The organism is Enterobacter sp. D2, assembly GCF_034427575.1.
GTDB classification, from domain to species: Bacteria; Pseudomonadota; Gammaproteobacteria; order Enterobacterales; family Enterobacteriaceae; genus Enterobacter; species Enterobacter cloacae_M.
Genome location: NZ_JAXQPP010000001.1, coordinates 1813538 through 1835389 on the forward strand (window position 1 = coordinate 1813538; position 21852 = coordinate 1835389).

The 21852-nt window shown below is 56.9% G+C and carries 21 protein-coding genes; 9 read left to right on the plus strand and 12 right to left on the minus strand.

Annotated elements, in window-relative coordinates; translation table 11 throughout:
- Positions 1 to 2: 2 nt before the first annotated feature.
- The gene (gene ycgR / locus SPG90_RS08720) at positions 3 to 734 is read left to right on the plus strand and encodes a flagellar brake protein YcgR (protein ID WP_023312174.1); all 732 of its coding nucleotides are present in this window, start codon (positions 3 to 5) and stop codon (positions 732 to 734) included.
- 37 nt (positions 735 to 771) lie between these two features.
- On the opposite strand, the gene emtA is transcribed toward ycgR, so the two are convergent.
- The gene (gene emtA / locus SPG90_RS08725; protein ID WP_023312175.1) at positions 772 to 1383 is read right to left on the minus strand and encodes a membrane-bound lytic murein transglycosylase EmtA; all 612 of its coding nucleotides are present in this window, start codon (positions 1381 to 1383) and stop codon (positions 772 to 774) included.
- A gap of 107 nt (positions 1384 to 1490) precedes the next feature.
- Here emtA and ldcA point away from each other — a divergent pair, with 107 nt between their 5' ends.
- Both ldcA and SPG90_RS08735 read left to right on the plus strand, forming a co-directional pair.
- Positions 1491 to 2405: a muramoyltetrapeptide carboxypeptidase gene (gene ldcA, locus SPG90_RS08730; protein WP_045356007.1), complete on the plus strand. Its 915-nt coding sequence runs from the start codon at positions 1491 to 1493 to the stop codon at positions 2403 to 2405.
- 97 nt (positions 2406 to 2502) lie between these two features.
- Entirely contained in the window at positions 2503 to 4236 is a 1734-nt protein-coding gene (locus tag SPG90_RS08735; RefSeq protein ID WP_023312177.1) for a potassium/proton antiporter, read from the plus strand.
- Between the two features lie 92 nt (positions 4237 to 4328).
- Here the strand turns inward: SPG90_RS08735 and dadX are convergent, their stop codons facing one another.
- A complete protein-coding gene (dadX, locus tag SPG90_RS08740; RefSeq protein ID WP_045356004.1) occupies positions 4329 to 5399 on the minus strand; it encodes a catabolic alanine racemase DadX in 1071 nt (356 codons plus the stop codon).
- A gap of 9 nt (positions 5400 to 5408) precedes the next feature.
- Positions 5409 to 6707 carry a D-amino acid dehydrogenase gene (locus SPG90_RS08745; protein ID WP_023312179.1) on the minus strand — a complete coding sequence of 433 codons (1299 nt, stop codon included), beginning with the start codon at positions 6705 to 6707 and terminating at the stop codon, positions 5409 to 5411.
- A 321-nt stretch (positions 6708 to 7028) separates the two neighbouring features.
- On the opposite strand from SPG90_RS08745, the gene SPG90_RS08750 reads away from it, so the two are divergent.
- Entirely contained in the window at positions 7029 to 8561 is a 1533-nt protein-coding gene (locus SPG90_RS08750) for a SpoVR family protein (RefSeq protein WP_023293929.1), read from the plus strand.
- A gap of 44 nt (positions 8562 to 8605) precedes the next feature.
- Here SPG90_RS08750 and fadR read toward each other — a convergent pair whose 3' ends face one another.
- Entirely contained in the window at positions 8606 to 9325 is a 720-nt protein-coding gene (gene fadR, locus SPG90_RS08755) for a fatty acid metabolism transcriptional regulator FadR (RefSeq protein WP_023312180.1), read from the minus strand.
- Positions 9326 to 9525: 200 nt separating this feature from the next.
- Between fadR and nhaB the strand changes: the two genes are divergently transcribed.
- On the plus strand, positions 9526 to 11064 hold the full coding sequence (gene nhaB / locus SPG90_RS08760) for a Na(+)/H(+) antiporter NhaB (protein WP_322408085.1): 1539 nt from the start codon (positions 9526 to 9528) through the stop codon (positions 11062 to 11064).
- A gap of 143 nt (positions 11065 to 11207) precedes the next feature.
- Positions 11208 to 11738 carry a disulfide bond formation protein DsbB gene (gene dsbB / locus SPG90_RS08765; RefSeq protein WP_024909807.1) on the plus strand — a complete coding sequence of 177 codons (531 nt, stop codon included), beginning with the start codon at positions 11208 to 11210 and terminating at the stop codon, positions 11736 to 11738.
- A gap of 123 nt (positions 11739 to 11861) precedes the next feature.
- On the opposite strand, the gene SPG90_RS08770 is transcribed toward dsbB, so the two are convergent.
- The 3 genes from SPG90_RS08770 to SPG90_RS08780 all read right to left on the minus strand — a co-directional run bounded on the left by SPG90_RS08770 (position 11862) and on the right by SPG90_RS08780 (position 13378).
- Entirely contained in the window at positions 11862 to 12302 is a 441-nt protein-coding gene (locus tag SPG90_RS08770; protein ID WP_023312183.1) for a YcgN family cysteine cluster protein, read from the minus strand.
- A gap of 93 nt (positions 12303 to 12395) precedes the next feature.
- A complete protein-coding gene (locus SPG90_RS08775) occupies positions 12396 to 13055 on the minus strand; it encodes a fumarylacetoacetate hydrolase family protein (RefSeq protein ID WP_045404348.1) in 660 nt (219 codons plus the stop codon).
- Between the two features lie 47 nt (positions 13056 to 13102).
- Complete coding sequence (locus SPG90_RS08780) at positions 13103 to 13378, minus strand: YcgL domain-containing protein (RefSeq protein ID WP_023312185.1); 276 nt, start codon at positions 13376 to 13378, stop codon at positions 13103 to 13105.
- 123 nt (positions 13379 to 13501) lie between these two features.
- Between SPG90_RS08780 and minC the strand changes: the two genes are divergently transcribed.
- Genes minC through minE form a run of 3 tightly spaced genes read left to right on the plus strand, consistent with a single transcriptional unit; the run spans position 13502 to position 15318 of the window.
- A complete protein-coding gene (gene minC / locus SPG90_RS08785; protein WP_023312186.1) occupies positions 13502 to 14209 on the plus strand; it encodes a septum site-determining protein MinC in 708 nt (235 codons plus the stop codon).
- Between the two features lie 23 nt (positions 14210 to 14232).
- Positions 14233 to 15045, plus strand: coding sequence for a septum site-determining protein MinD (gene minD, locus SPG90_RS08790; protein ID WP_023312187.1), 813 nt, complete (start codon positions 14233 to 14235; stop codon positions 15043 to 15045).
- Between the two features lie 3 nt (positions 15046 to 15048).
- Positions 15049 to 15318 carry a cell division topological specificity factor MinE gene (minE, locus tag SPG90_RS08795; RefSeq protein WP_008500504.1) on the plus strand — a complete coding sequence of 90 codons (270 nt, stop codon included), beginning with the start codon at positions 15049 to 15051 and terminating at the stop codon, positions 15316 to 15318.
- Between the two features lie 74 nt (positions 15319 to 15392).
- Here minE and rnd read toward each other — a convergent pair whose 3' ends face one another.
- From rnd to SPG90_RS08820, 5 genes are all read right to left on the minus strand, one after another.
- Positions 15393 to 16520, minus strand: coding sequence for a ribonuclease D (gene rnd / locus SPG90_RS08800; protein WP_100245662.1), 1128 nt, complete (start codon positions 16518 to 16520; stop codon positions 15393 to 15395).
- A gap of 71 nt (positions 16521 to 16591) precedes the next feature.
- Entirely contained in the window at positions 16592 to 18277 is a 1686-nt protein-coding gene (gene fadD / locus SPG90_RS08805) for a long-chain-fatty-acid--CoA ligase FadD (RefSeq protein WP_075204798.1), read from the minus strand.
- Positions 18278 to 18480: 203 nt separating this feature from the next.
- Entirely contained in the window at positions 18481 to 19062 is a 582-nt protein-coding gene (locus SPG90_RS08810) for a Slp family lipoprotein (RefSeq protein ID WP_032658483.1), read from the minus strand.
- A gap of 37 nt (positions 19063 to 19099) precedes the next feature.
- On the minus strand, positions 19100 to 19795 hold the full coding sequence (gene tsaB / locus SPG90_RS08815; protein ID WP_045404354.1) for a tRNA (adenosine(37)-N6)-threonylcarbamoyltransferase complex dimerization subunit type 1 TsaB: 696 nt from the start codon (positions 19793 to 19795) through the stop codon (positions 19100 to 19102).
- A gap of 66 nt (positions 19796 to 19861) precedes the next feature.
- Positions 19862 to 21772, minus strand: a complete 1911-nt coding sequence (locus SPG90_RS08820; protein WP_039263631.1) for an ATP-dependent DNA helicase — start codon at positions 21770 to 21772, stop codon at positions 19862 to 19864.
- Positions 21773 to 21852 lie beyond the last annotated feature (80 nt).

The window sequence follows — 21852 nt, forward strand, 5'->3', positions numbered from 1 at the left end:
GCGTGAGTCATTACAGTGAGCAGTTCCTCAAGCAAAATCCGCTGGCTGTATTAGGGGTATTACGCGACCTGCAAAAAGGTGAAGTGCCGCTGCGCATCAGCTGGTCGAATAATCAGTTCATCAGCAAGATCCTTGACGCCTCGCAGGATCGGCTGGTGATTGATTTAGGCAGTCAGGAGTATGAAAACCGCGCGGCGCTAAAAGCGGAGAATATCGCGGTGATGGCCGAAACGCAGGGCGCCAAAGTGGAATTTGTCCTGTCGCGGCTGGAACTGAGCGAATATCAGGGACTGCCGGCTTTTGTTACCCCGCTTCCGACGAATCTCTGGTTTGTTCAGCGTCGTGAATATTTCCGCATCAGCGCCCCGCTTCACCCCGCCTATTTTTGTAAGGCCAAAATGCCGGACAAAAAAGAGATCCGCTTCCGCCTCTTCGATCTGTCACTCGGCGGCATGGGCGCGCTGATGGATACGCCGAAACCGGACGGGCTGGTAGAGGGCATGCGCTTTACGCAAATTGAACTGGATATGGGGGGCTGGGGTCGCTTTTATTTCGATGCGCAGCTGATTGCCATCAGCGACCGCACCGTCGTGGACAGCAAAAATGAAACTATCACCACGCCGCGTCTGAGCTTCCGTTTCCTCAACGTCGGGCCCGGCGCAGAGCGTGAGCTTCAGCGTATTATCTATTCCCTGGAGCGGGAGGCGCGGGAACGCGCAAATAAAGTTCTGTGAAGAAATCGGGCAGCGTGACCGCCGCCCGTCTGCGGCATTACATGGCATCCATCGCTTTCTGTACTTTCCAGATATAACGAGGCGCCTGTGGTGCCGGGTGATTTTTCGCCACATGCTCAAAGAATTCGTCTTTGTCCATATCGTTAATCTCTTCTATCGCCTCTTTGCGGTCAGAGGAGAAGGTTCTGAGCAACGCGCCGGCACCGTTAACGTAAGACACCACCAGCGCGTACTGCATCACCTCCGGATCCTTAATCCCCTTCAGCACGCCATGCTCCATAATGCTCAGATAGGCCGTGCCCATTGAAATGTTGCGTTCCGGGTTTTTCAGCTCGCTGGTCGACGGCTGGCCGCTCCAGCCCATGTAGCGATAAACCTCTCTCCCCGCCGTTGACGCTTTAAGCTGCATCAGCCCCACCGCGTTGGATTTGCTGACAAGCGTGGGATTACCGCCGGACTCCACCGCAATGATCGCCGTGATGAGACGCGGGCTGACGCCCCAGGCCTTCCCGGCTTGCTCACTGATCGGCATCCACTGCATGGCCCGTTTCACCGGCACTTCCGGGTTCCAGGGCGGGTTTTGATAATCATGTTTTGAACTACAGCCAGCGAGCAACACAATCAAAAAAGCAAACCATCTCAATTTCACGTCATCTATCCTTATAGCCGGTCATCGCGGTGCGCCGCCTCTTGAAGCAGGCGGCGTATAAGCGGCATGATATAGACAATTAGTTTCTCATTCAGCAAGGAATTGCCATGTCTCAGTTTCATCTTATCGCGCCGTCGGGCTACTGCATTAACCAGGACGCGGCGCAGCGGGGCGTTCAGCGTTTGCTGGAATCTGGCCATCAGGTAGAAAATCAGACGATTATCCCCCGCCGCCAGCAGCGTTTTGCCGGTACCGAAGCGCAGAGGCTGAATGATATCAATAGTCTGGTGAACCTGACGGGCGAAAACCGGGTTGTGCTTGCGGTGCGTGGCGGATACGGTGCGAGCCGGCTGCTGGAGAGCATTGACTGGCAGGGGCTGGCGCTGCGCCAGCAGCAGGATCCGCTGCTGATCTGCGGCCACAGCGATTTCACCGTCATCCAGCTCGGGCTGCTGGCCCTGCATAACGTCATCACGTTTAGCGGCCCGATGCTGGCCGGTAACTTCGGCGCACCGGAGCTGGACGCGTTCACCGTGGAACATTTCTGGCGCGCGCTGCGTAACCCTACCTACAGCGTGGAGTGGCAAGGCAATGGACCGCACTGGGAGTGTGAAGGCCAGCTCTGGGGGGGTAACCTGGCGATGCTGGTCTCGCTCATCGGCACGCCGTGGATGCCGCAAATCGAGGACGGCATTCTTGTGCTGGAAGATATCAACGAACATCCGTTCCGCGTCGAGCGCATGCTATTGCAGCTTTATCATGCCGGTATTCTTGAACGCCAGTCCGCGGTTGTGCTGGGCAGCTTCAGCGGCTCTGCCCCGAATGACTATGACGCGGGTTACTCCCTTGAGACCATGGTCGACTTCGTTCGCTCGCGGCTGGATATTCCGGTCATCACCGGTCTCGATTTCGGCCACGAGCAGCAAACCGTGACCCTGGCGCTGGGGGCGCACGCCACCCTGATCCACAATGATTCCGGCAGTCGGCTGACCATCAGCGGTCATCCTGTCATAAAGGCATAAAAAAGCCGTTATACCCCCTTAATAAAACGCTGTTGCCGTTGTTAATATGTTAGGGTTTTAGTAACAGCGTTAACATTGAGGTGGGAGTAAGAGAACATTGGATGCCGCAGCGATAATCAGCCTTTTCATTTTGGGTTCCGTCCTTGTAACCAGCAGTATTTTATTAAGTTCATTTTCATCGCGTCTCGGCATACCTATTCTTGTCATTTTCCTCGCCATCGGCATGCTGGCCGGCATTGATGGCATTGGCGGTATCCCTTTCGATAACTACCCCTTCGCCTACATGGTGAGTAACCTCGCGCTGGCGGTGATCCTGCTGGACGGCGGGATGCGCACCCAGGCGAGCTCCTTCCGCGTGGCCTTAGGGCCTGCGCTGTCGCTCGCCACGGTCGGCGTGTTGATTACCTCCGGCCTCACCGGAATGATGGCCGCGTGGCTTTTCCATCTCAATATCATGGAAGGTTTGCTGATTGGCGCCATCGTGGGCTCAACCGATGCGGCAGCGGTGTTTTCCCTGCTCGGCGGAAAAGGGCTTAACGAACGCGTTGGCTCCACGCTTGAGATTGAATCCGGCAGTAACGATCCGATGGCGGTATTTCTCACCATTACGCTTATCGAGATGATTCAGCAGCATGAAAGCGGGCTGAGCTGGATGTTTGCGTTACATATCCTGCAGCAGTTCGGTCTGGGGATCGTCATCGGCCTGGCGGGGGGATACCTCTTACAGCAGACGATCAACCGCATCTCGCTGCCCGCGGGGCTTTACCCCCTGCTGGCGCTGAGCGGCGGCATTCTCATTTTTGCCGTCACCACCGCAGTGGACGGCAGCGGTATTCTCGCGGTCTATCTCTGCGGGTTCCTGATGGGCAACCGCCCTATTCGCAACCGGCATGCCATTTTGCAGAACTTCGACGGTCTGGCGTGGCTGGCGCAAATCGGCATGTTTCTGGTGCTGGGCCTGCTGGTTACGCCATCGGACCTGCTGCCGATCGCCGTTCCGGCGCTGCTGCTGTCCGCGTGGATGATCTTCTTCGCCCGTCCGCTGTCGGTATTTGCAGGCCTGCTGCCGTTTCGCGGCTTCAACCTGCGCGAGCGGGTGTTTATCAGCTGGGTGGGCCTGCGCGGCGCGGTGCCGATTATCCTTGCGGTGTTTCCGATGATGGCCGGTCTGGATAACGCCCGGCTGTTCTTTAACGTGGCCTTCTTCGTGGTGCTGATTTCCCTTCTGTTCCAGGGAACCTCGCTCGGGTGGGCGGCGAAAAAAGCCAAAGTGGTGGTCCCGCCCGTGGGCTGGCCGGTCTCCCGCGTGGGGCTTGATATTCATCCGGAGAACCCGTGGGAACAGTTTGTCTATCAGCTGAGCGCCGACAAATGGTGCGTGGGAGCCTCGCTGCGCGATTTGCACATGCCGACCGAAACGCGCATTGCCGCCCTGTTCCGCGATAATGTCCTGCTGCACCCTACCGGCAGCACCCGCCTACGCGAGGGGGATATTCTTTGCGTGATTGGTCGCGAGCGTGACCTGCCGGCGCTGGGCAAGCTGTTCAGCCAGTCGCCTCCGGTGGCGCTGGACCAGCGCTTCTTCGGCGATTTTATTCTGGAAGCCAGCGCCAAATTTGCGGATGTCGCGCTGATTTACGGCCTGGATGAAGGTGCTGAAGACGGTGATAACCCGCAAACGCTGGGCGAAATCATCCAGCAGCGGCTTGGCGCTGCCCCGGTCGTGGGGGATCAGGTAGAGTTTGCCGGGATGATCTGGACCGTTGCCGAAAAAGAAGATAACGCGGTGCGGAAAGTCGGTTTGAGGCCGATGGAAGAGGAAGCGGAGTAGTTTTTTTGCCGGGTGGCGGCTTCGCCTTACCCGGCTTACAAAACCCTCGAACGTAGGCCGGGTAAGGGTTAGCGCCACCCGGCTAACATAAGTTACACCGTCACAACCGGCACTCTTGGTGCCAGTGCGCACATCAATTCATACCCCACCGTGCCCGCCGCGGCAGCAACGTCGTCAATCTTAACTTCGTTACCCCACAGCTCGACGGGTGAGCCAATGCCCGCCTGCGGGCATGGCGTCAGGTCAACGGCCAGCATATCCATAGATACGGTGCCCACCGTTCCCGTGCGGACCCCATCGACCCAGACCGGCGTGCCGGTCGGCGCGATGCGCGGGTAGCCGTCGGCATAGCCGCCCGCCACGATGCCAATCCGCTGTTCGCCCTTTGCCCGGTAGCGGCTGCCGTAGCCCACCGTGTCGCCGGCCTTCAGGGTTTGCACGCCAATGATTTCGCTGCGCAGGGTCATCACCGGCTTCAGGCCGCTGTTGGCGATGTCCTGCCACTGGCCCGAGGGTGACGCACCGTAAAGAACGATTCCCGGACGCACCCAGTTGTAGTGCGCCTCAGGATGCCAGAGCGTGGCCGCCGAATTTGACAGCGAGCGCGGGCAGTCCAGCCCTTCAGCCGCCTGCTCAATGCGGACCATGGCATCGGCAATACCGTCGGGTTTTTCCGCGTCGGCAAAATGGGCCATCAGCGTCATTTCGCCCACGTTTTTCATGGCGCGCAGCTGCTGCCAGACCGTATGCACCCGCTCAGGCTGAAAGCCCAGGCGGTTCATGCCGCTGTTCACCTTGAGGTAGATATCCAGCGGAGCGTGGAGCTTCGCATCCTGGATCGCCTTAATCTGCCAGTTGCTGTGCACGCTGGTGGTCAGACGGTACTTGTCCAGCAGCGGCAGATCGTCCGCATGGAAGAAGCCTTCCAGTAGTAGAATCGGCCCTTTCCAGCCGCGCTCGCGCAGCAGAATGGCCTCTTCCAGATTCAGGAGCGCAAAACCGTCGGTCGCGCTCAGGGCGCTCCAGATACGGTCAATGCCGTGGCCGTAGGCATTCGCTTTCACCACCGACCAGACGCGCGAACCCGGTGCCGCCCGACGAACAATTTGCAGATTATCCTTCAGGGCCTGAAGGTTCAGCTGGGCCAGAACAGGACGGGACATGACAACTCCTTAGCTATGCGCGCCGTGCAGGTGCTGTGGACGCGAAGGCGTAAACCCCGATTGATAGCGTGCGGCGCTTAAATCGTCAAACGGAATTGCCGGCGTGCGCCCGGAAATCAGGTCGCTCAGCAGCTGGCCCGATCCGCAGGCCATCGTCCAGCCGAGCGTGCCGTGTCCTGTATTGGTCCACAGGTTTTTGAACGGCGTGCGGCCTACGATCGGCGTGCCGTCCGGGGTCATCGGACGCAGGCCGGTCCAGAACGTCGCCTGCTCAACAAAACCGCCGCGCGGGAAGAGATCGCCCACGACCATCTCCAGCGTTTCACGACGCGGCTTCAGCAGCTCGGTGTTGAAGCCGACAATTTCCGCCATGCCGCCTACGCGAATGCGGTTGTCGAAGCGGGTAATGGCGATTTTGTAGGTTTCATCCAGAATGGTCGAGACAGGTGCGCCGCTCTCTTCTTTCACCGGAATGGTCAGCGAGTAGCCCTTCAGCGGATAAACCGGAATGTCGAGAATGCCTTTCAGCATGGCGGTGGAGTACGAACCAAACGCCATCACGTAGGCATCGGCTTTGATCACCTCGTCGCCGCACTTCACGCCGTAAATTTTTTCCCCTTCCGACAGCAGCTTGTCGACGGAGGTGTTAAAGCGGAACTTCACTCCCGCCTGCTCGCACATTTGCGCCAGACGTTGCGTAAAGAGCTGGCAGTCGCCGGTTTCGTCATTCGGCAGGCGCAGGCCGCCGGTCAGCTTGTGCGCCACTTCCGCCAGCGCCGGTTCAACCTGGCCAAGCTGGCTGGCTTCAAGGAGCTGGTACGGTACGCCCGCATCTTCCAGCACGGCGATATCGCGGGTGGCATTCTCGTACTGTTGCTCGGTGCGGAACAGCTGCAGCGTCCCGCCCTGACGGCCTTCGTACTCAATCCCCGTCGACGCTCGCAGCGCTTTCAGACAGTCGCGGCTGTATTCCGCCAGGCGCACCATGCGCCCTTTGTTCTCCATGTAGTGGCGGGTGTCGCAGTTGCGCAGCATCTGCCACATCCACTTCAGCTGGAACTGCGTGCCGTCAAGGCTGATGGCCAGCGGCGCATGGCGCTGGAACATCCATTTAATCGCTTTCAGCGGAACGCCCGGCGCAGCCCACGGCGCCGCATACCCCGGAGAGATTTGCCCGGCGTTCGCCGCGCTGGTTTCAAGCGCGGGACCGGATTCACGATCGATAACGGTTACGTCATGTCCCGCCTGACTTAAATACCAGGCGCTGGTTACCCCAACGACACCACTTCCCAGTATGACAACACGCATAGCCACTCCATTATGTGCAAAAGAACAATCTTCTAATTACAGATTGATAACCTAGTTGAAAATATTATTCAACATACGACTTTTTTATGGTGACTTACCTCACACATCCCCCAGCATCAGGGGATGGTGCTAATTTGGGATCTCCTGCTGCGCGTTATTTTTAACCAGAATAATATGCTGAGGCATACCGTTTTTTTGCCGTATCAAAAACGCGAAATCGCAAAGAAAAAATTTCTGCCCCAGCACGCTTTTTAACACGTTGATCTATGCTTGAAAGGAGGCTCTCCAGACAGAGAGAGCACCCACAACGAGGGCGCGCTAATGGCTACTATTGATTCCCTGAACAAGGACAACACACGTCTGAGCGATGGACCCGACTGGACCTTCGAGCTGCTGGATGTTTACCTCGCCGAAATCGACCGGGTCGCAAAGCTGTATCGTCTGGATACCTATCCCCATCAGATTGAAGTCATTACGTCCGAACAGATGATGGACGCCTACTCCAGCGTCGGGATGCCGATTAACTATCCGCACTGGTCGTTTGGTAAAAAATTTATTGAAACGGAACGGCTGTATAAGCACGGCCAGCAGGGGCTGGCGTATGAGATTGTGATTAACTCCAATCCGTGTATTGCCTATTTAATGGAAGAGAACACCATTACCATGCAGGCGCTGGTGATGGCGCATGCCTGCTACGGGCATAACTCATTTTTCAAGAATAACTACCTGTTTCGCAGCTGGACGGACGCCAGCTCCATCGTCGATTACCTGATCTTCGCCCGCAAATACATTACCGACTGCGAAGAGCGCTACGGCGTGGACGAAGTGGAAAAACTGCTCGACTCCTGCCACGCGCTGATGAACTACGGCGTGGACCGCTATAAACGCCCGCAGAAAATCTCCCTGCAGGAGGAGAAAGCCCGGCAGAAAAGCCGCGAAGAGTACCTGCAAAGCCAGGTGAACATGCTGTGGCGAACCCTGCCGAAGCGTGAGGAGGAAAAAACGATCGCCGAAGCGCGTCGCTACCCGTCCGAGCCGCAGGAAAACCTGCTCTATTTTATGGAGAAGAACGCCCCGCTGCTGGAGCCGTGGCAGCGTGAGATCCTGCGCATCGTGCGCAAGGTGAGCCAGTATTTTTACCCGCAAAAGCAGACGCAGGTCATGAACGAAGGCTGGGCGACCTTCTGGCACTACACCATTCTTAACCATCTGTACGACGAGGGAAAAGTGACCGAGCGGTTCATGATGGAATTCCTCCACAGCCATACCAACGTGGTGTTCCAGCCGCCCTACAACAGCCCGTGGTACAGCGGGATTAACCCGTATGCGCTTGGCTTCGCCATGTTCCAGGATATTAAGCGCATCTGCCAGTCGCCGACGGAAGAAGACAAGTACTGGTTCCCGGATATCGCCGGTTCTGACTGGCTGGAAACGCTGCACTTTGCGATGCGCGACTTTAAGGATGAGAGCTTCATCAGCCAGTTTATGTCGCCGAAGATCATGCGTGATTTCCGCTTCTTCACCGTGCTGGACGATGACCGCAACAACTATCTGGAGATTTCCGCTATCCATAACGAAGAGGGATACCGTGAGATCCGCTCTCGCCTCTCTTCCCAGTACAACCTGAGCAACCTTGAGCCGAATATTCAGGTGTGGAACGTCGATTTGCGCGGCGACCGCTCCCTGACGCTGCGCTATATCCCGCACAATCGCGCGCCGCTGGATAAAGGGCGTAAAGAGGTGCTGAAGCACGTGCATCGCCTGTGGGGTTTTGACGTGCAGCTGGAGCAGCAGAATGAAGACGGGAGCGTCGAGCTGCTGGAACGTTGCCCGGCGCGGTTGAATACGCTGTAGCGCCACCGGGCGAAAAAAAACCTCTCGTATGAGAGGTTTTTCTTTTAGCGGGTCTGAATCGCTAAATCACCCGGCAGAGTTTTCTGCATACGGTGCCAGATTTCACCGGAATCGTGACCGTAGCGGCGCACCGTCTCATAAACCTGATCGTGCAGGCCTTCGGTACAGAGCTTGCTCAGCTTATGGTAGAAGCCCAGCGCCAGGCTACGCGCTTCCGGATTGGCAAAGTAGTGGCGGCCAATGCGGGTATAAAGCCCTTTCATACCGTTGAGGATCAGGCCATACACCGGGTTGCCGGAGGCAAACGCCAGGCCGCGAAACACGTTGTAATCGAGGGTGGCAAAAGCATCGGCGTGATCTTCCACCTCGTTTGCTGTGGCCAGCACCGCAAGGGCGTCTTCCGGATGCTGACGGAAAGCGGTACGAATAAAGATCGTCGCGATGTTGGTGCGAACGGAGAGCAGATTATCAATGAGCTGCGGCACGCTTTCATGGTCGAGACGCGCCAGCGTTTCAAGAATGTTCAGCCCGGACGTTTCCCAGAAGTTGTTTACTTTCGTAGGCTTACCGTGCTGGATCGTCAACCAGCCATCGCGCGCCAGCCGCTGAAGCACTTCACGCAGCGTGGTGCGAGTGACGCCAATCAGTTCAGAGAGTTCGCGTTCAGCCGGAAGAATGGACCCCGCAGGGAAACGATTATTCCAGATGCTTTCAATGATGTACTCTTCCGCGAAACCCGCCGGGCTCTGCGCCTTAATGACCATAGTGAGATTTCCATTACACAGCTTTAGCAAATTGGACTCATCATACCAGAGGGACGCAGTAGCAGGTAGCGCGGCAAAGAGAGAAAAGAGGGATCGCCGTTTCATTTTTGTGAAATTTACAATGCAGCCTTATCCGCCTCCAGGCCGTGATTTTTGCGTATACTGATGTTTTGTCTTACTTGACGGGAAGGACGTCTGTTGTGGAAATTTCTTTTGGGCGCGCGCTATGGCGCAATTTTTTAGGCCAGTCTCCTGACTGGTATAAACTGATACTGTTGGTTTTCCTGGTCGTTAATCCCATCATTTTTAGCGTGAATCCCTTTATCGCCGGCTGGCTGCTGGTGGCGGAGTTTATCTTCACCCTGGCCATGGCGCTGAAATGTTATCCCCTGCTGCCGGGCGGATTGCTGGCGTTTGAAGCCGTCGTCATCGGTATGACCAGCGCCGAGCATGTCAAAGCAGAGCTGGCGTCTAATCTCGAAGTGCTTCTGCTGCTGATCTTTATGGTGGCGGGTATCTACTTTATGAAACAGCTGCTGCTGTTCATCTTCACGCGCCTGCTGCTCAGCATTCCGTCGAAAATGTTCCTCTCGCTGGCGTTTTGCCTTGCCGCCGCCTTCCTGTCGGCCTTCCTGGATGCGCTGACGGTCGTCGCGGTGGTGATCAGCGTCGCGGTTGGGTTTTACGGTATTTATCACCGCGTGGCCTCCTCTCGCCCAAATGAGGACCTGCAGGATGACAGCCACGTCGAGGCGCATAACCGTGACGTGCTGGAACAGTTCCGCGCGTTTCTGCGCAGCCTGATGATGCATGCCGGCGTGGGTACCGCCCTGGGCGGCGTGATGACCATGGTGGGCGAGCCGCAAAACCTGATCATTGCCAAAGCGGCGGGCTGGCACTTCGGTGATTTTTTCCTGAGAATGGCCCCGGTGAGCGTACCGGTGCTGATCTGCGGGCTGACGACCTGTCTGCTGGTGGAGAAGTTTCGCCTTTTTGGCTACGGGGCGCAGCTCCCGGAGCCGGTGCGTCAGGAACTGCATAAATTCGATGTGCAGAGCCGAAGCCAGCGGACGCGCCAGGAGACGCTACGACTGATTGCCCAAGGGATCATTGGCGTCTGGCTTATCGCGGCGCTGGCGTTCCATCTTGCCGAAGTGGGGCTGATTGGCCTGTCAGTCATTATTCTCGCCACCACCTTTACCGGCGTGACGGACGAACATGCCATCGGCAAGGCGTTTACCGAAGCCCTGCCGTTTACCGCCCTGTTGGCGGTGTTCTTTGCCGTCGTGGCGGTGATTATCGACCAGCACCTGTTCGCGCCGATTATTGCCTTTGTATTACGGGCGTCACCGGATGCTCAGCTCTCGCTGTTTTACCTGTTTAACGGCCTGCTCTCGTCGATCTCAGATAACGTCTTTGTCGGGACGGTCTACATCAACGAGGCCAAAGCGGCCATGGAGCAAGGCGTTATCAGCGCCGGACAGTTTGAGCTGCTGGCCGTGGCGATCAACACCGGTACCAACCTGCCGTCGGTAGCGACGCCAAATGGCCAGGCCGCCTTCCTGTTCCTGCTGACCTCCGCCCTCGCGCCGCTCATACGTCTTTCTTATGGCAGGATGGTGTGGATGGCACTGCCCTATACGCTGGTGCTCACGATCGTCGGATTGCTTTGCGTCAAAATTACCCTCATTCCCTGTACGCAATGGCTGGTACAAGCGGGTATACTTGCGGCGCAGTAAACTACGCATCTCGGGCAGTTCGCTGCCCGTTTGCCTTTTCGCACGATAAACATCCAATTACGTTTTATTTCGCCAGGTACAGGTGGCGCGAAAAACGAATTCGTTTACACTGCGCTTTCTAAGCATGTTCCAGGGAAATGATTATGTTGAGATTTTTAAACCAGTGCTCCCGCGGTCGCGGAGCGTGGTTGTTAATGGCCCTGACCGCCTTTGCGCTGGAAATGGTCGCGCTGTGGTTCCAGCACGTAATGGGACTGAAACCTTGCGTACTGTGTATTTACGAACGCTGCGCGCTATTCGGCATTATGGGTGCGGGCCTGGTGGGCGCGATTGCCCCAAAATCGCCGCTTCGCTATGCCGGTATTGCCATCTGGATCTACAGCGCCTGGAAAGGAATTGAACTCTCCTGGCAGCACACCATGATGCAATTGCATCCGTCACCGTTTATGACCTGTGATTTTGCCGCCCGCTTCCCGAGCTGGCTGCCGCTGGACAAATGGCTGCCGCAGGTGTTTGTTGCATCCGGTGACTGCTCCGTTCGTCAGTGGGAATTCCTGACGCTGGAGATGCCGCAGTGGCTGGTGGGTATTTTTGCCGCCTACTTCGTCGTGGCGCTGCTGGTGCTGATTGCCCAGCCGTTCAAACCGAAGAAACGCGATCTGTTCGGAAGGTAAAAGCAAAAAGGCAACCGAGGTTGCCGTTTTTAGTGCTTGCGCCCTCTCCCGTGGGAGAGAGTTGGGGTGAGGGCATCAGGCCGCACAAGCACAAAAAAACCCGCCTCGGCGGGTTTTTTAATCTCAACGGGTCGGGTGATTCATGATGTGGTCTTCCCAGTCACGCACCTCGGACTCTTTCACAGCAATGTGGCGCACAGAGATACGTTCACCGTGCATCGCCGCTTTTGAACCGGTTAACAGCGGATGCCAGTCAGGCAGACCTTTCCCTTCCGCCAGCAGGCGATACGCGCAGGTATGCGGCAGCCATTCAAACGTCGGCAGATTATCCCGGGTTAACTTGATGCAGTCAGGCTCAAATTCAAACCGGCGCTCATAGTTGCGGCACTGGCAGGTTTTAATGTTTAACTGCTTGCAGGCAACGTTGGTGAAGTAGATTTCATCCGTATCTTCATCCATCAGCTTGTGCAGGCAGCACTGCCCGCAGCCGTCACACAATGATTCCCATTCCGCGTCAGTCATGTCGTCGAGAGTTTTGCTTTGCCAGAAAGGGATGTTGTTCATCAGGATGTCCACACGTCAAAAGAAAGCGCACCTTATAACGAGTCTGGCACGTTGTTGCAAGTTTTGCCGCCCTCTTCAGGCGGCAAGATGGGGTTACAGCACGCGAGTTTTCAGCGACAGGCCGTTAAAACCGACCTCAAGCTCGTCACCGCTGAGTAGCGGGCCAACGCCTTCTGGGGTTCCGGTCAGGATCACATCGCCTGGTTTAAGGGTAAAGAAGCGGCTCATGTAGGCGATCAGGGGCACAATCTTATGGATCATGTCTGCCGTGGTGCCCTGCTGGCGGATCTCGCCGTTAACCTTCAGGCTGAGCGGCGTGTCCTGCGGATCGCCGTTAAATTCGCTCACCGGCACAAACGCCGAAATCGGGCAGGAATTATCAAACCCTTTGGCTTTTTCCCACGGCTGCCCTGCTTTCTTCATTTTGCCCTGCACGTCACGCAGGGTCAGATCCAGCGCCACGCCGTATCCGGCAATCGCTTTTTTAACATGTTCTTCCGAGGCCTGGCGCAGCGTCGCGCCGATCAGCACGGCAAGTTCAACTTCGTGATGCACCGAACCCAGCCCCTGGGGCAGCGCCAGCGGCTGGCGGATATCGCAAAGCGCCGTTTCAGGCTTAATAAACAGGACCGGCTCTTCTGGCGTCGCGCTGCCCATCTCCTGAATATGTTTTGCGTAGTTGCTGCCCACGCAAACCACTTTGCTGACGGGATAATCCAGTAATGCACCTTGCCAGTTATGATGTTGATACATGGTCGACCCCTAAACGGTTGATGTGTTGTGCCCAAAAACAGTTGAGACTATTTTTTACCGTTCGCCTCAAGATGCTGTTTTAATAAATTCTCGGGTGGCGGTGGAAGCTGTAAATAATAGCCTTGCTCGGATAAGGCCGTTTTCACTTTATCCAGATCGGCGTTAATCAGTTTCTTACGACCATCGAGCGGCAGCAGCATCGCCAGCTGTGGTCGGCCAAAGTTCTTCATTAATTCTTCAGGCACGCGTGAAAAATCGTCTTTCTTTTCGACATAAAGATAGGTCTGGTCACGGCTTGTACTTCTGTAGATCACACAAAACATGTTTTTACTCTGAATTAATGGGTGGTTGCTTGCCTCAATATACTCCTGACTATAACATGCCTGATACTCTTCGGAATATCGCAGCGAGTGGTTGCGGTTAATAGCAAATTGAGTAAGGCCAGGATGTCAAACACGCCCATCGAGCTTAAAGGCAGTAGCTTCACCTTATCAGTGGTACATTTGCATGATGCAAAACCCGAGGTTATTCGTCAGGCGTTAGAAGACAAAATCGCCCAGGCTCCCGCCTTTCTGAAGCATGCCCCTGTTGTTATCAACGTCAGCGGTCTTGAGGCGCCAGTTAACTGGAAGCTTCTCCAGCAGGCCGTCTCCTCGACCGGACTGCGTATCGTGGGCATCAGCGGCTGCAAAGATACTGAGCTGAAAGCGGAAATTGAGCGTGCGGGGCTGCCTCTTCTGAATGAGGGCAAAGAAAAAGCCTCGCGTGCGGCACCCGTTGCCGTGCAAACGCCCCCTCCTGCGGTGCAAAACGTTACTACCGTCACAAAAACGCGAATGATTGATGTGCCGGTTCGTTCCGGTCAGCGCATTTATGCACCAAACTGTGATCTGATTGTTACAAGCCACGTCAGTGCTGGCGCTGAGCTGATTGCAGATGGCAATATTCACGTATACGGTATGATGCGTGGACGTGCGCTCGCAGGTGCAAGTGGCGATCGAGATGCGCAAATATTTTGTACTCACCTGACGGCGGAACTGGTGTCCATCGCAGGTGAATATTGGCTGAGCGACAAGATCCCAGCCGAATTTTATGGCAAAGCGGCTCGCCTGCTTCTGGCAGACGACGCGTTGACCGTTCAACCGTTGAATTGATCCCTTTTTAACAAGGAATTTCTATGGCACGCATTATTGTTGTTACTTCGGGTAAAGGAGGCGTTGGCAAGACCACCTCCAGCGCGGCCATCGCTACTGGTTTGGCCCAGAAGGGAAAGAAAACCATCGTTATCGACTTCGATATCGGTCTGCGTAACCTCGACCTCATCATGGGATGTGAGCGTCGCGTCGTGTATGACTTCGTGAACGTCATTCAGGGCGATGCCACGCTGAACCAGGCGATGATCAAAGACAAGCGCACCGAGAACCTCTACATTCTCCCGGCATCTCAGACGCGTGACAAAGACGCCCTGACCCGTGAAGGGGTGGAAAAGGTGCTCGACGATCTGAAAAAAATGGATTTCGACTTCATCGTCTGCGACTCCCCTGCCGGCATCGAAACCGGTGCCCTGATGGCGCTCTACTTCGCGGATGAAGCGATCATCACCACCAACCCTGAAGTTTCATCCGTGCGTGACTCAGACCGTATTCTGGGGATCCTCGCCTCTAAATCCCGTCGTGCGGAAAATGGCGAAGACCCGATTAAAGAACACCTGCTGCTCACCCGCTACAATCCGGGCCGCGTGAACAAAGGTGACATGCTGAGCATGGAAGACGTGCTGGAGATCCTGCGCATTAAGCTGGTGGGCGTTATCCCGGAAGATCAGTCCGTGTTACGCGCCTCTAACCAGGGCGAGCCAGTGATCCTTGATACAATGGCAGATGCAGGTAAAGCTTACGCCGATACCGTTGACCGTCTGCTGGGAGAAGAACGTCCTTTCCGCTTCATTGAAGAAGAGAAGAAAGGTTTCCTCAAACGCCTGTTCGGAGGATAAGTTATGGCATTACTGGACTTTTTTCTCTCGCGGAAAAAGAACACCGCCAACATCGCAAAAGAACGTCTGCAAATTATCGTTGCGGAGCGTCGCCGTAGCGACGCCGAGCCTCACTACCTGCCGCAGCTGCGCAAGGACATCCTGGAAGTGATCTGTAAGTATGTGCAGATTGACCCGGAGATGGTCACGGTGCAGCTGGAACAAAAAGACGGGGATATTTCGATTCTGGAGCTGAACGTTACGCTCCCGGAAGCGGAAGAGTCGCGTCCGTAGGTTTGTGGTTTCATAGCCCCGGTAAGCGCAGCGCCACCGGGGGAATATGCCGGGTTTATCACCCGGCATATTTTTTATCGCGGATAGCCTTCCAGCAGCGAATTCAGGCGATCGGCCATCAATTCCCCGCGCCATCCCGCCATCATTTCCGGCACGCCATTCTGCGGCTTCAGCTTCCAGTGCCAGTTCAGCAGCTGGTTAATCTGACGACGTGAGGCGAGCAGTTCCGCGCTCAGTTTGCTTTCGGTTGCAACTGCCTGCACCAGCGCTTTGATGTCCTTGAAAGCCTTGCGATAGCCCGGCATGTCCATCAGGTTCAGCAGCGGTTCCGGCAGCGCGTCTTCCGGCAGCTCCTGCGCTTTTGCGACCAGCGCCAGCAGGGTTTTACCGTGGAAGCGGATCTCGCTGCCCGAAAGGCCAATGCTGTCCAGCTCGCCCAGGCTGCCCGGCATATAGCGCGCGATTGCCCAGAGATGCTCTTCGCGAACCACAAAGTTAACGGCCAGATCGCGCTCGCGCGCTTTACGCAAGCGCCAGTCTGCCAGCAGCTGCAGGCATGCCAGCTGACGCGTGCGCAGCTGCCAGGCGTTGCTGATATCGCGCCAGGCCTCTTTCGGGTCAACCACTTCCTGACGACGCTGCTGGGTCATACGGCATTCGTCCAGCGCAGCAGCGAGCCAGCCGGAGGCTTCCGCCTCTTTCATCAGCTGCCCGGCGATCGGCAGCAGGTAAAACACATCTGCCGCCGCGTATTCCAGCTGACGCTCGGTAAGGGGGCGCGCCAGCCAGTCGGTACGGGATTCACTTTTATCCAGCGTCAGGCCCGTATACTCCTCCACCATGGCAGCAAAGCCCCATGAGAGCGGACGATTGCTGAATGCCGCGAGGATCTGCGTGTCAATCAGCGGCTGGGGCATGATGCCAAAGGTGTTCAGAAAGACTTCCAGATCCTCACTGCCTGCGTGCAGGTATTTCGTCACGGCCGTATCGAGCAGCAGGTCACGCATCGGCGTCCAGTCGGTAATGCCGAGAGGGTCAATCAGCGACACGTGTTTACCGTCGTACATCTGAATCAAACCCAGCTGCGGATAATAGGTCCGGGTACGGACAAACTCGGTATCCAGGGCAATGGCAGGAAAGTCGCGCGTCACTTCGCACAGCGAAGCCAGCTCGTCGTTGGTCGTGATCATCTGGTAATTCAAAACGGGTTCTCTTATGTTTGCGCCCATAAAAAACGCCGGCTTAACCGGCGTCTGGGCGATTAGCGTGAAGCTCAGGCCTTATTGTCTACTTTGCCACGGGCTTCGTCACGTAATTCTCGTCGTAATATCTTTCCGACGTTGGATTTCGGCAGCTCATCGCGGAATTCAACCAGCTTCGGCACTTTATAGCCCGTCAGCTGGCGACGGCAGAACGTTACCAGCGCCTCCTCCGTCAGGGAAGGATCTTTCTTGACCACAAATATCTTCACCGCTTCACCGCTGCTGCCGGAAGGGACGCCGACAGCCGCCACTTCGAGTACGCCGCTGTGCTGCATGACAACGTCTTCGATTTCATTCGGATAGACGTTGAAGCCGGAGACCAGAATCATATCTTTCTTGCGATCGACGATGCGCAGGAAGCCTTCCTCATCCATCACCGCGATGTCACCGGTGTGCAGCCAGCCGTCTTTGATGATTTCGTCGGTCGCATCGGGACGCTGCCAGTAACCCAGCATCACCTGCGGACCTCTGACGCAAAGCTCACCCGGCTCGCCCGGCGCGACTTCGTTATCGTTATCATCGACCAGTTTGGCCTCTGTCGAAGGAACCGGCAGACCAATGCTTCCACTGTGATAGTCGATATCGTGTGGGTTCACGCTGACCAGCGGAGCACATTCCGTCAGCCCATAGCCTTCCAGCAAATACTGGCCGGTGAGCTTCACCCAGCGCTCGGCGACCGCCTGCTGAACCGGCATGCCGCCGCCCGCAGAGAGGTGCAGCGTGGAGAAATCCAGCTGCTGGAACTCTTTGTTATTAAGCAGCGCGTTAAACAGGGTATTAACCCCGGTCATGGCGGTGAACGGATATTTCGCCAGCTCTTTCACCAGGCCCGGGATATCGCGCGGGTTGGTGATGAGGATGTTCTGACCACCCAGTTCAATAAACAGCAGGCAGTTCATGGTCAGCGCAAAGATGTGATACAGCGGAAGCGCGGTGATCACCACCTCTTTGCCCGGATGCAGCAGCGGCCCGTAGGTGGCGTTCACCTGTTCAAGGTTTGCCAGCATATTGCGGTGGGTAAGCATGGCCCCTTTGGCGACGCCGGTAGTCCCGCCCGTGTATTGCAGAAACGCAAGATCTTCCGCGACCACTTCGGGTTTAACATACTGCATACGGTAGCCCGCATGCAGCGCGCGGCGGAAGGAGATGGCGTCCGGCAGGTGGTATTTTGGCACCAGGCGCTTGACGTATTTGACGACAAAGTTAACCAGCGTGCCTTTGGCGGTGGAGAGCTGATCCCCCATGCGCGTCAGGATGACGTGTTTAACCTGGGTTTTGTCGACCACTTTTTCCAGCGTATGGGCGAAGTTGGACACAATGACAATCGCGGCCGCGCCGCTGTCGTTCAGCTGATGCTCCAGCTCGCGCGGGGTGTACAGGGGGTTGACGTTGACGACAATCATCCCGGCTCGCAGGATACCGAACAGCGCCACCGGGTATTGCAGCAGGTTCGGCATCATCAGCGCGACGCGGTCCCCTTTTTGCAGCCCCAGCCCTTCCTGCAGATACGCCGCAAACGCGCGGCTACGCTCCTCAAGCTTACGGAACGTCATGACCTCGCCCATATTCACGAATGCGGGCTGGTCCGCGTAGCGCCTTACCGAGTGCTCAAATAATTCCACCAGGGATTGATAACGGTCAGGATTGATCTCAGCAGGAACATCTGCGGGATAACGGTTAAGCCAAACCTTCTTCAATGCATCACCTCTGAAATGAGTGTTCGTCGTCATCACAACCCCAATAATAAACAGTTTGTTAACATTATATTAACTCAGCGTACCAGTTTATTAATTGTTCACATTTAAGGTTGCGAAGCGCGTCACTCTTTTTTTTCGTTTTATCCGTAAAAAAACAGAGACAGCGGCTGAGCCGCTGTCTCTTTTCTAACAATAACAGTAAGTTACTCAGTAACGATCGTCTGAACCTGTGCAGGGCCCGGGTTATACCAGCCCCAGCCCGGGTAGCCGTAACGATAAGGATGTGGACCCCACATCCACGGATCCATCGGCTGAGGCGGCATGATCACCTGCTGTGCCAGCCGCCAGCGTTTATACCCGTTGACCTGCATGGTCATAAATTTATACGGCGTGCTGCCGATTTTGCCCTGCACGGCGCCGGTAATCGGCCCGACGACGGTCACCAGCTGCCCGCGAAAATCGACCGGATCGAGGAAACCGCTGACGTCCGCATAGATACGCCCGCGGGAGGCCTCACCCAGTACCGGCCGCGCGCCGCTGTCCAGCGGAACGGTCGCGATCTCCAGACGGGTTTTCCCCTGCTGGTTTTGTACGTCGATGACCTTACCGCCAAAGCGCGCTTCCTGGCCGACGTAAAGCTCAGGCGCATTCATCACTCGCACCAGATCCTGCTGTGGCGTCGGGCTGCTGCCCTTAATCGCATCAGGAACGGAAACGCATCCGCTCAGTGCTATGGCAACCGCGCCTGCCATAATAAGGCGTACTACTTTAGTCTGAACCGCCATGATGCGACTCCTTTTTCTCAGTTCCTGTTACTGAGATTCACTCGCGGCCCGGAAGTTTCTTCCACGCGACGGTGTTTCGCAAATAAACCGGCTCCGCGTGTTCAACGGCAACGGTTTTTCCTGCTGCGAGCAGCTGGCAGGCAATCGGAAGCATATCTTCCGCAGCCGGCAGCAGCATGTTGCCGTCCACCAGCGTCACACCGGTGTCGTTTGCCATGTCAGGCCACGCCTGCCAGCCGGTGCCGACGGTTGCCCACTCACCGGAGAGCTGCTGCAGTCGTTCAGTGACCGCTTCCGGCTTGAGCACGGCTTCCGTCTCTTCGCCGTGCCACACGCCCTGCTCGTCGCGGGTGTATTCGGCCCAGTAAACTTCGCCCATGCGGGCATCAATCGCGGCCAGCACGCGCGTTGCCCCGGTCATGCGCCATGCGCCCTGCGCCATCGTGGCGAGGGTAGAGACGCCGATCATCGGCAGTTCGGCGCCCAGCGCCAGCCCCTGCGCAATGCCGATCCCGATACGTACGCCCGTAAAGCTGCCGGGGCCGCGGCCAAAGGCCAGTGCATCGAGGTCGGTTAAGGAGGTGTTGCCCTGGGTTAAAATGGCTTTTACCAGGGGCAGAATGCGTTGGGTGTGTTCCCGTGGGCACTCTTCGAAATGAGCAGAAACAGCACCGTCGTTCAACAGAGCGACAGAGCAAGCCTCTGTCGCGGTATCAATAGCCAGAATTCGCATCAGTCGTCGCGCTCTCGCAAGGGTCAGTCACAAAATGGCGCGCATCTTAGCATACTCCGGGGTAAATTACTCCGCCGTTGGGTTTGCCAGGAAGCGCACCGCGCGTTTTATGTCCCGCGTCCGCGGCGCGGGCGGCAGGCTGGCAAGGAAGGTGGCGCCGTAAGGGCGCATCACCAGCCGGTTATCGCAAATGACCAGCACGCCGCGATCGGTGACGTCGCGGATTAATCGCCCTACCCCCTGCTTGAGGGTTATCACCGCGTCCGGGAGCTGTACCTCGTCAAACGGATCGCCCCCGCGCAGACGGCAGTCTTCCATGCGCGCCTTCAGCAGCGGATCGTCCGGAGAGGTAAACGGCAGCTTATCAATGATCACCAGCGAGAGCGTATCGCCGCGCACATCCACCCCTTCCCAGAAGCTGCTGGTGGCTACCAGCAGGGCATTTCCGGCGCTGACAAACTGCTGTAACAGCTGGCCTTTGCTGGTTTCCCCCTGCAGCAGCACCGGTAAGGTCATGGTGGCGCGGAACTGCTCGGCGAGATCGCGCATCATGGCGTGAGAGGTGCAGAGCATAAAGCAGCGGCCGTTGTTGGCCTCGATCATCGGTTTTAACATCGCGGCCAGGTGGCGCGCCGCACCCGGCTGGTTCGGCAGCGGCAGATTACGGGGAACGCAGAGCAGCGCCTGTTTTTCGTAATCGAACGGGCTCGGCAGGAGCAGCGATTCCGCATCCTCAATGCCGAGACGTTCCGTGAAGTGATGCAGATCGTCATTCACCGACAGGGTTGCCGAGGTGAAGATCCAGCTTCCCGGTTTTTGCGCCATCACCTCTTTAAATTTATCCGCCACCGTCAGCGGCGTGAGCGCCAGCGTGAAGTGCCGGGAGGTGCACTCATACCAGTAGCTGAACCCCGGCTGGTTAATCTCTTTCAGCCGTTTAAGCCGCCCGCGATACAGCGTGGCGCGTTCGAAGGCCGCATCCAGCAGCGCGGAGCGGCCGAGGGACAGTTTTGCCACGTCGTAGCAGAGTTCGAGGGCATCATCGAGCAGCAGCAGCGCGCGCTGGATGTTTTTGTCCGCCAGAAGCTCGCGCAGGTTACCGCGATAGCCCGGCTCGCCGAGCTGCAAGCGGAAATCCTGCGCGCTTTGCGCCAGACGGTCGGCGCACTTCTGCAGCTGCTGGGTATCTTTGAGTTCGGTCCGGTAAGCGATGGTGAAATCTTTCGCCAGATCCTGCAGCTGGCGGCTGGAAAGCGACTGGCCGAAGTACTGGCTGGCAATGTCCGGAAGCTGATGGGCTTCGTCGAAGATCATCACGTCCGCCTCCGGGATCAGCTCGCCGAAACCGCTGTCCTTGACGACCATATCCGCGAGGAACAGATGGTGGTTCACCACCACCACATCCGCGTCCATCGCCGTTTTGCGCGCTTTCACCACAAAGCAGTCTTTATACAGCGGACAGTCGCTGCCGAGGCAGTTGTCGTTGGTGCTGGTCACCAGCGGCCAGGCAGGCGAGTCTTCCGGCACGCTCGCGCAGGTGCTGATATCACCCTCTTCGGTCTGGTTCGCCCAGGCGCGAAGGATAATAACGTCGCTGAGGGTTTGCACCGGCAGGTCGCCGCCCGCCAGCGCCTGCTGCTCAAGACGTTCCAGGCAGAGATAGTTAGAGCGCCCCTTCAGCAGGGCCAGACGCCCCTTATATTTCAGCGCTTTCGCCACCGTGGGCAAATCGCGGCTGTAGAGCTGATCCTGCAGCGCCTTCGAACCGGTGGAAATAATCACCTTCTTCTTCGCGCGCAGCGCTGGAGCAAGGTAAGCATACGTTTTACCCGTGCCGGTTCCGGCTTCGACCACCAGCGGCTGAGCCTTATCGATGGCGCGTGCAACGGCGTGCGCCATCTGGCGCTGAGGCTCACGGGGCTTGAAGCCGGGAATAGCCTGCGCTAATTGACCTTCAGGGGAAAAATCGTCTGCCACGGTGCTCTCTCACTGTATTTTTGCACAGGGATTATGTCAGCCCATCCTCTCCTGTGCCACCCCAAATAGTGACGACAGGA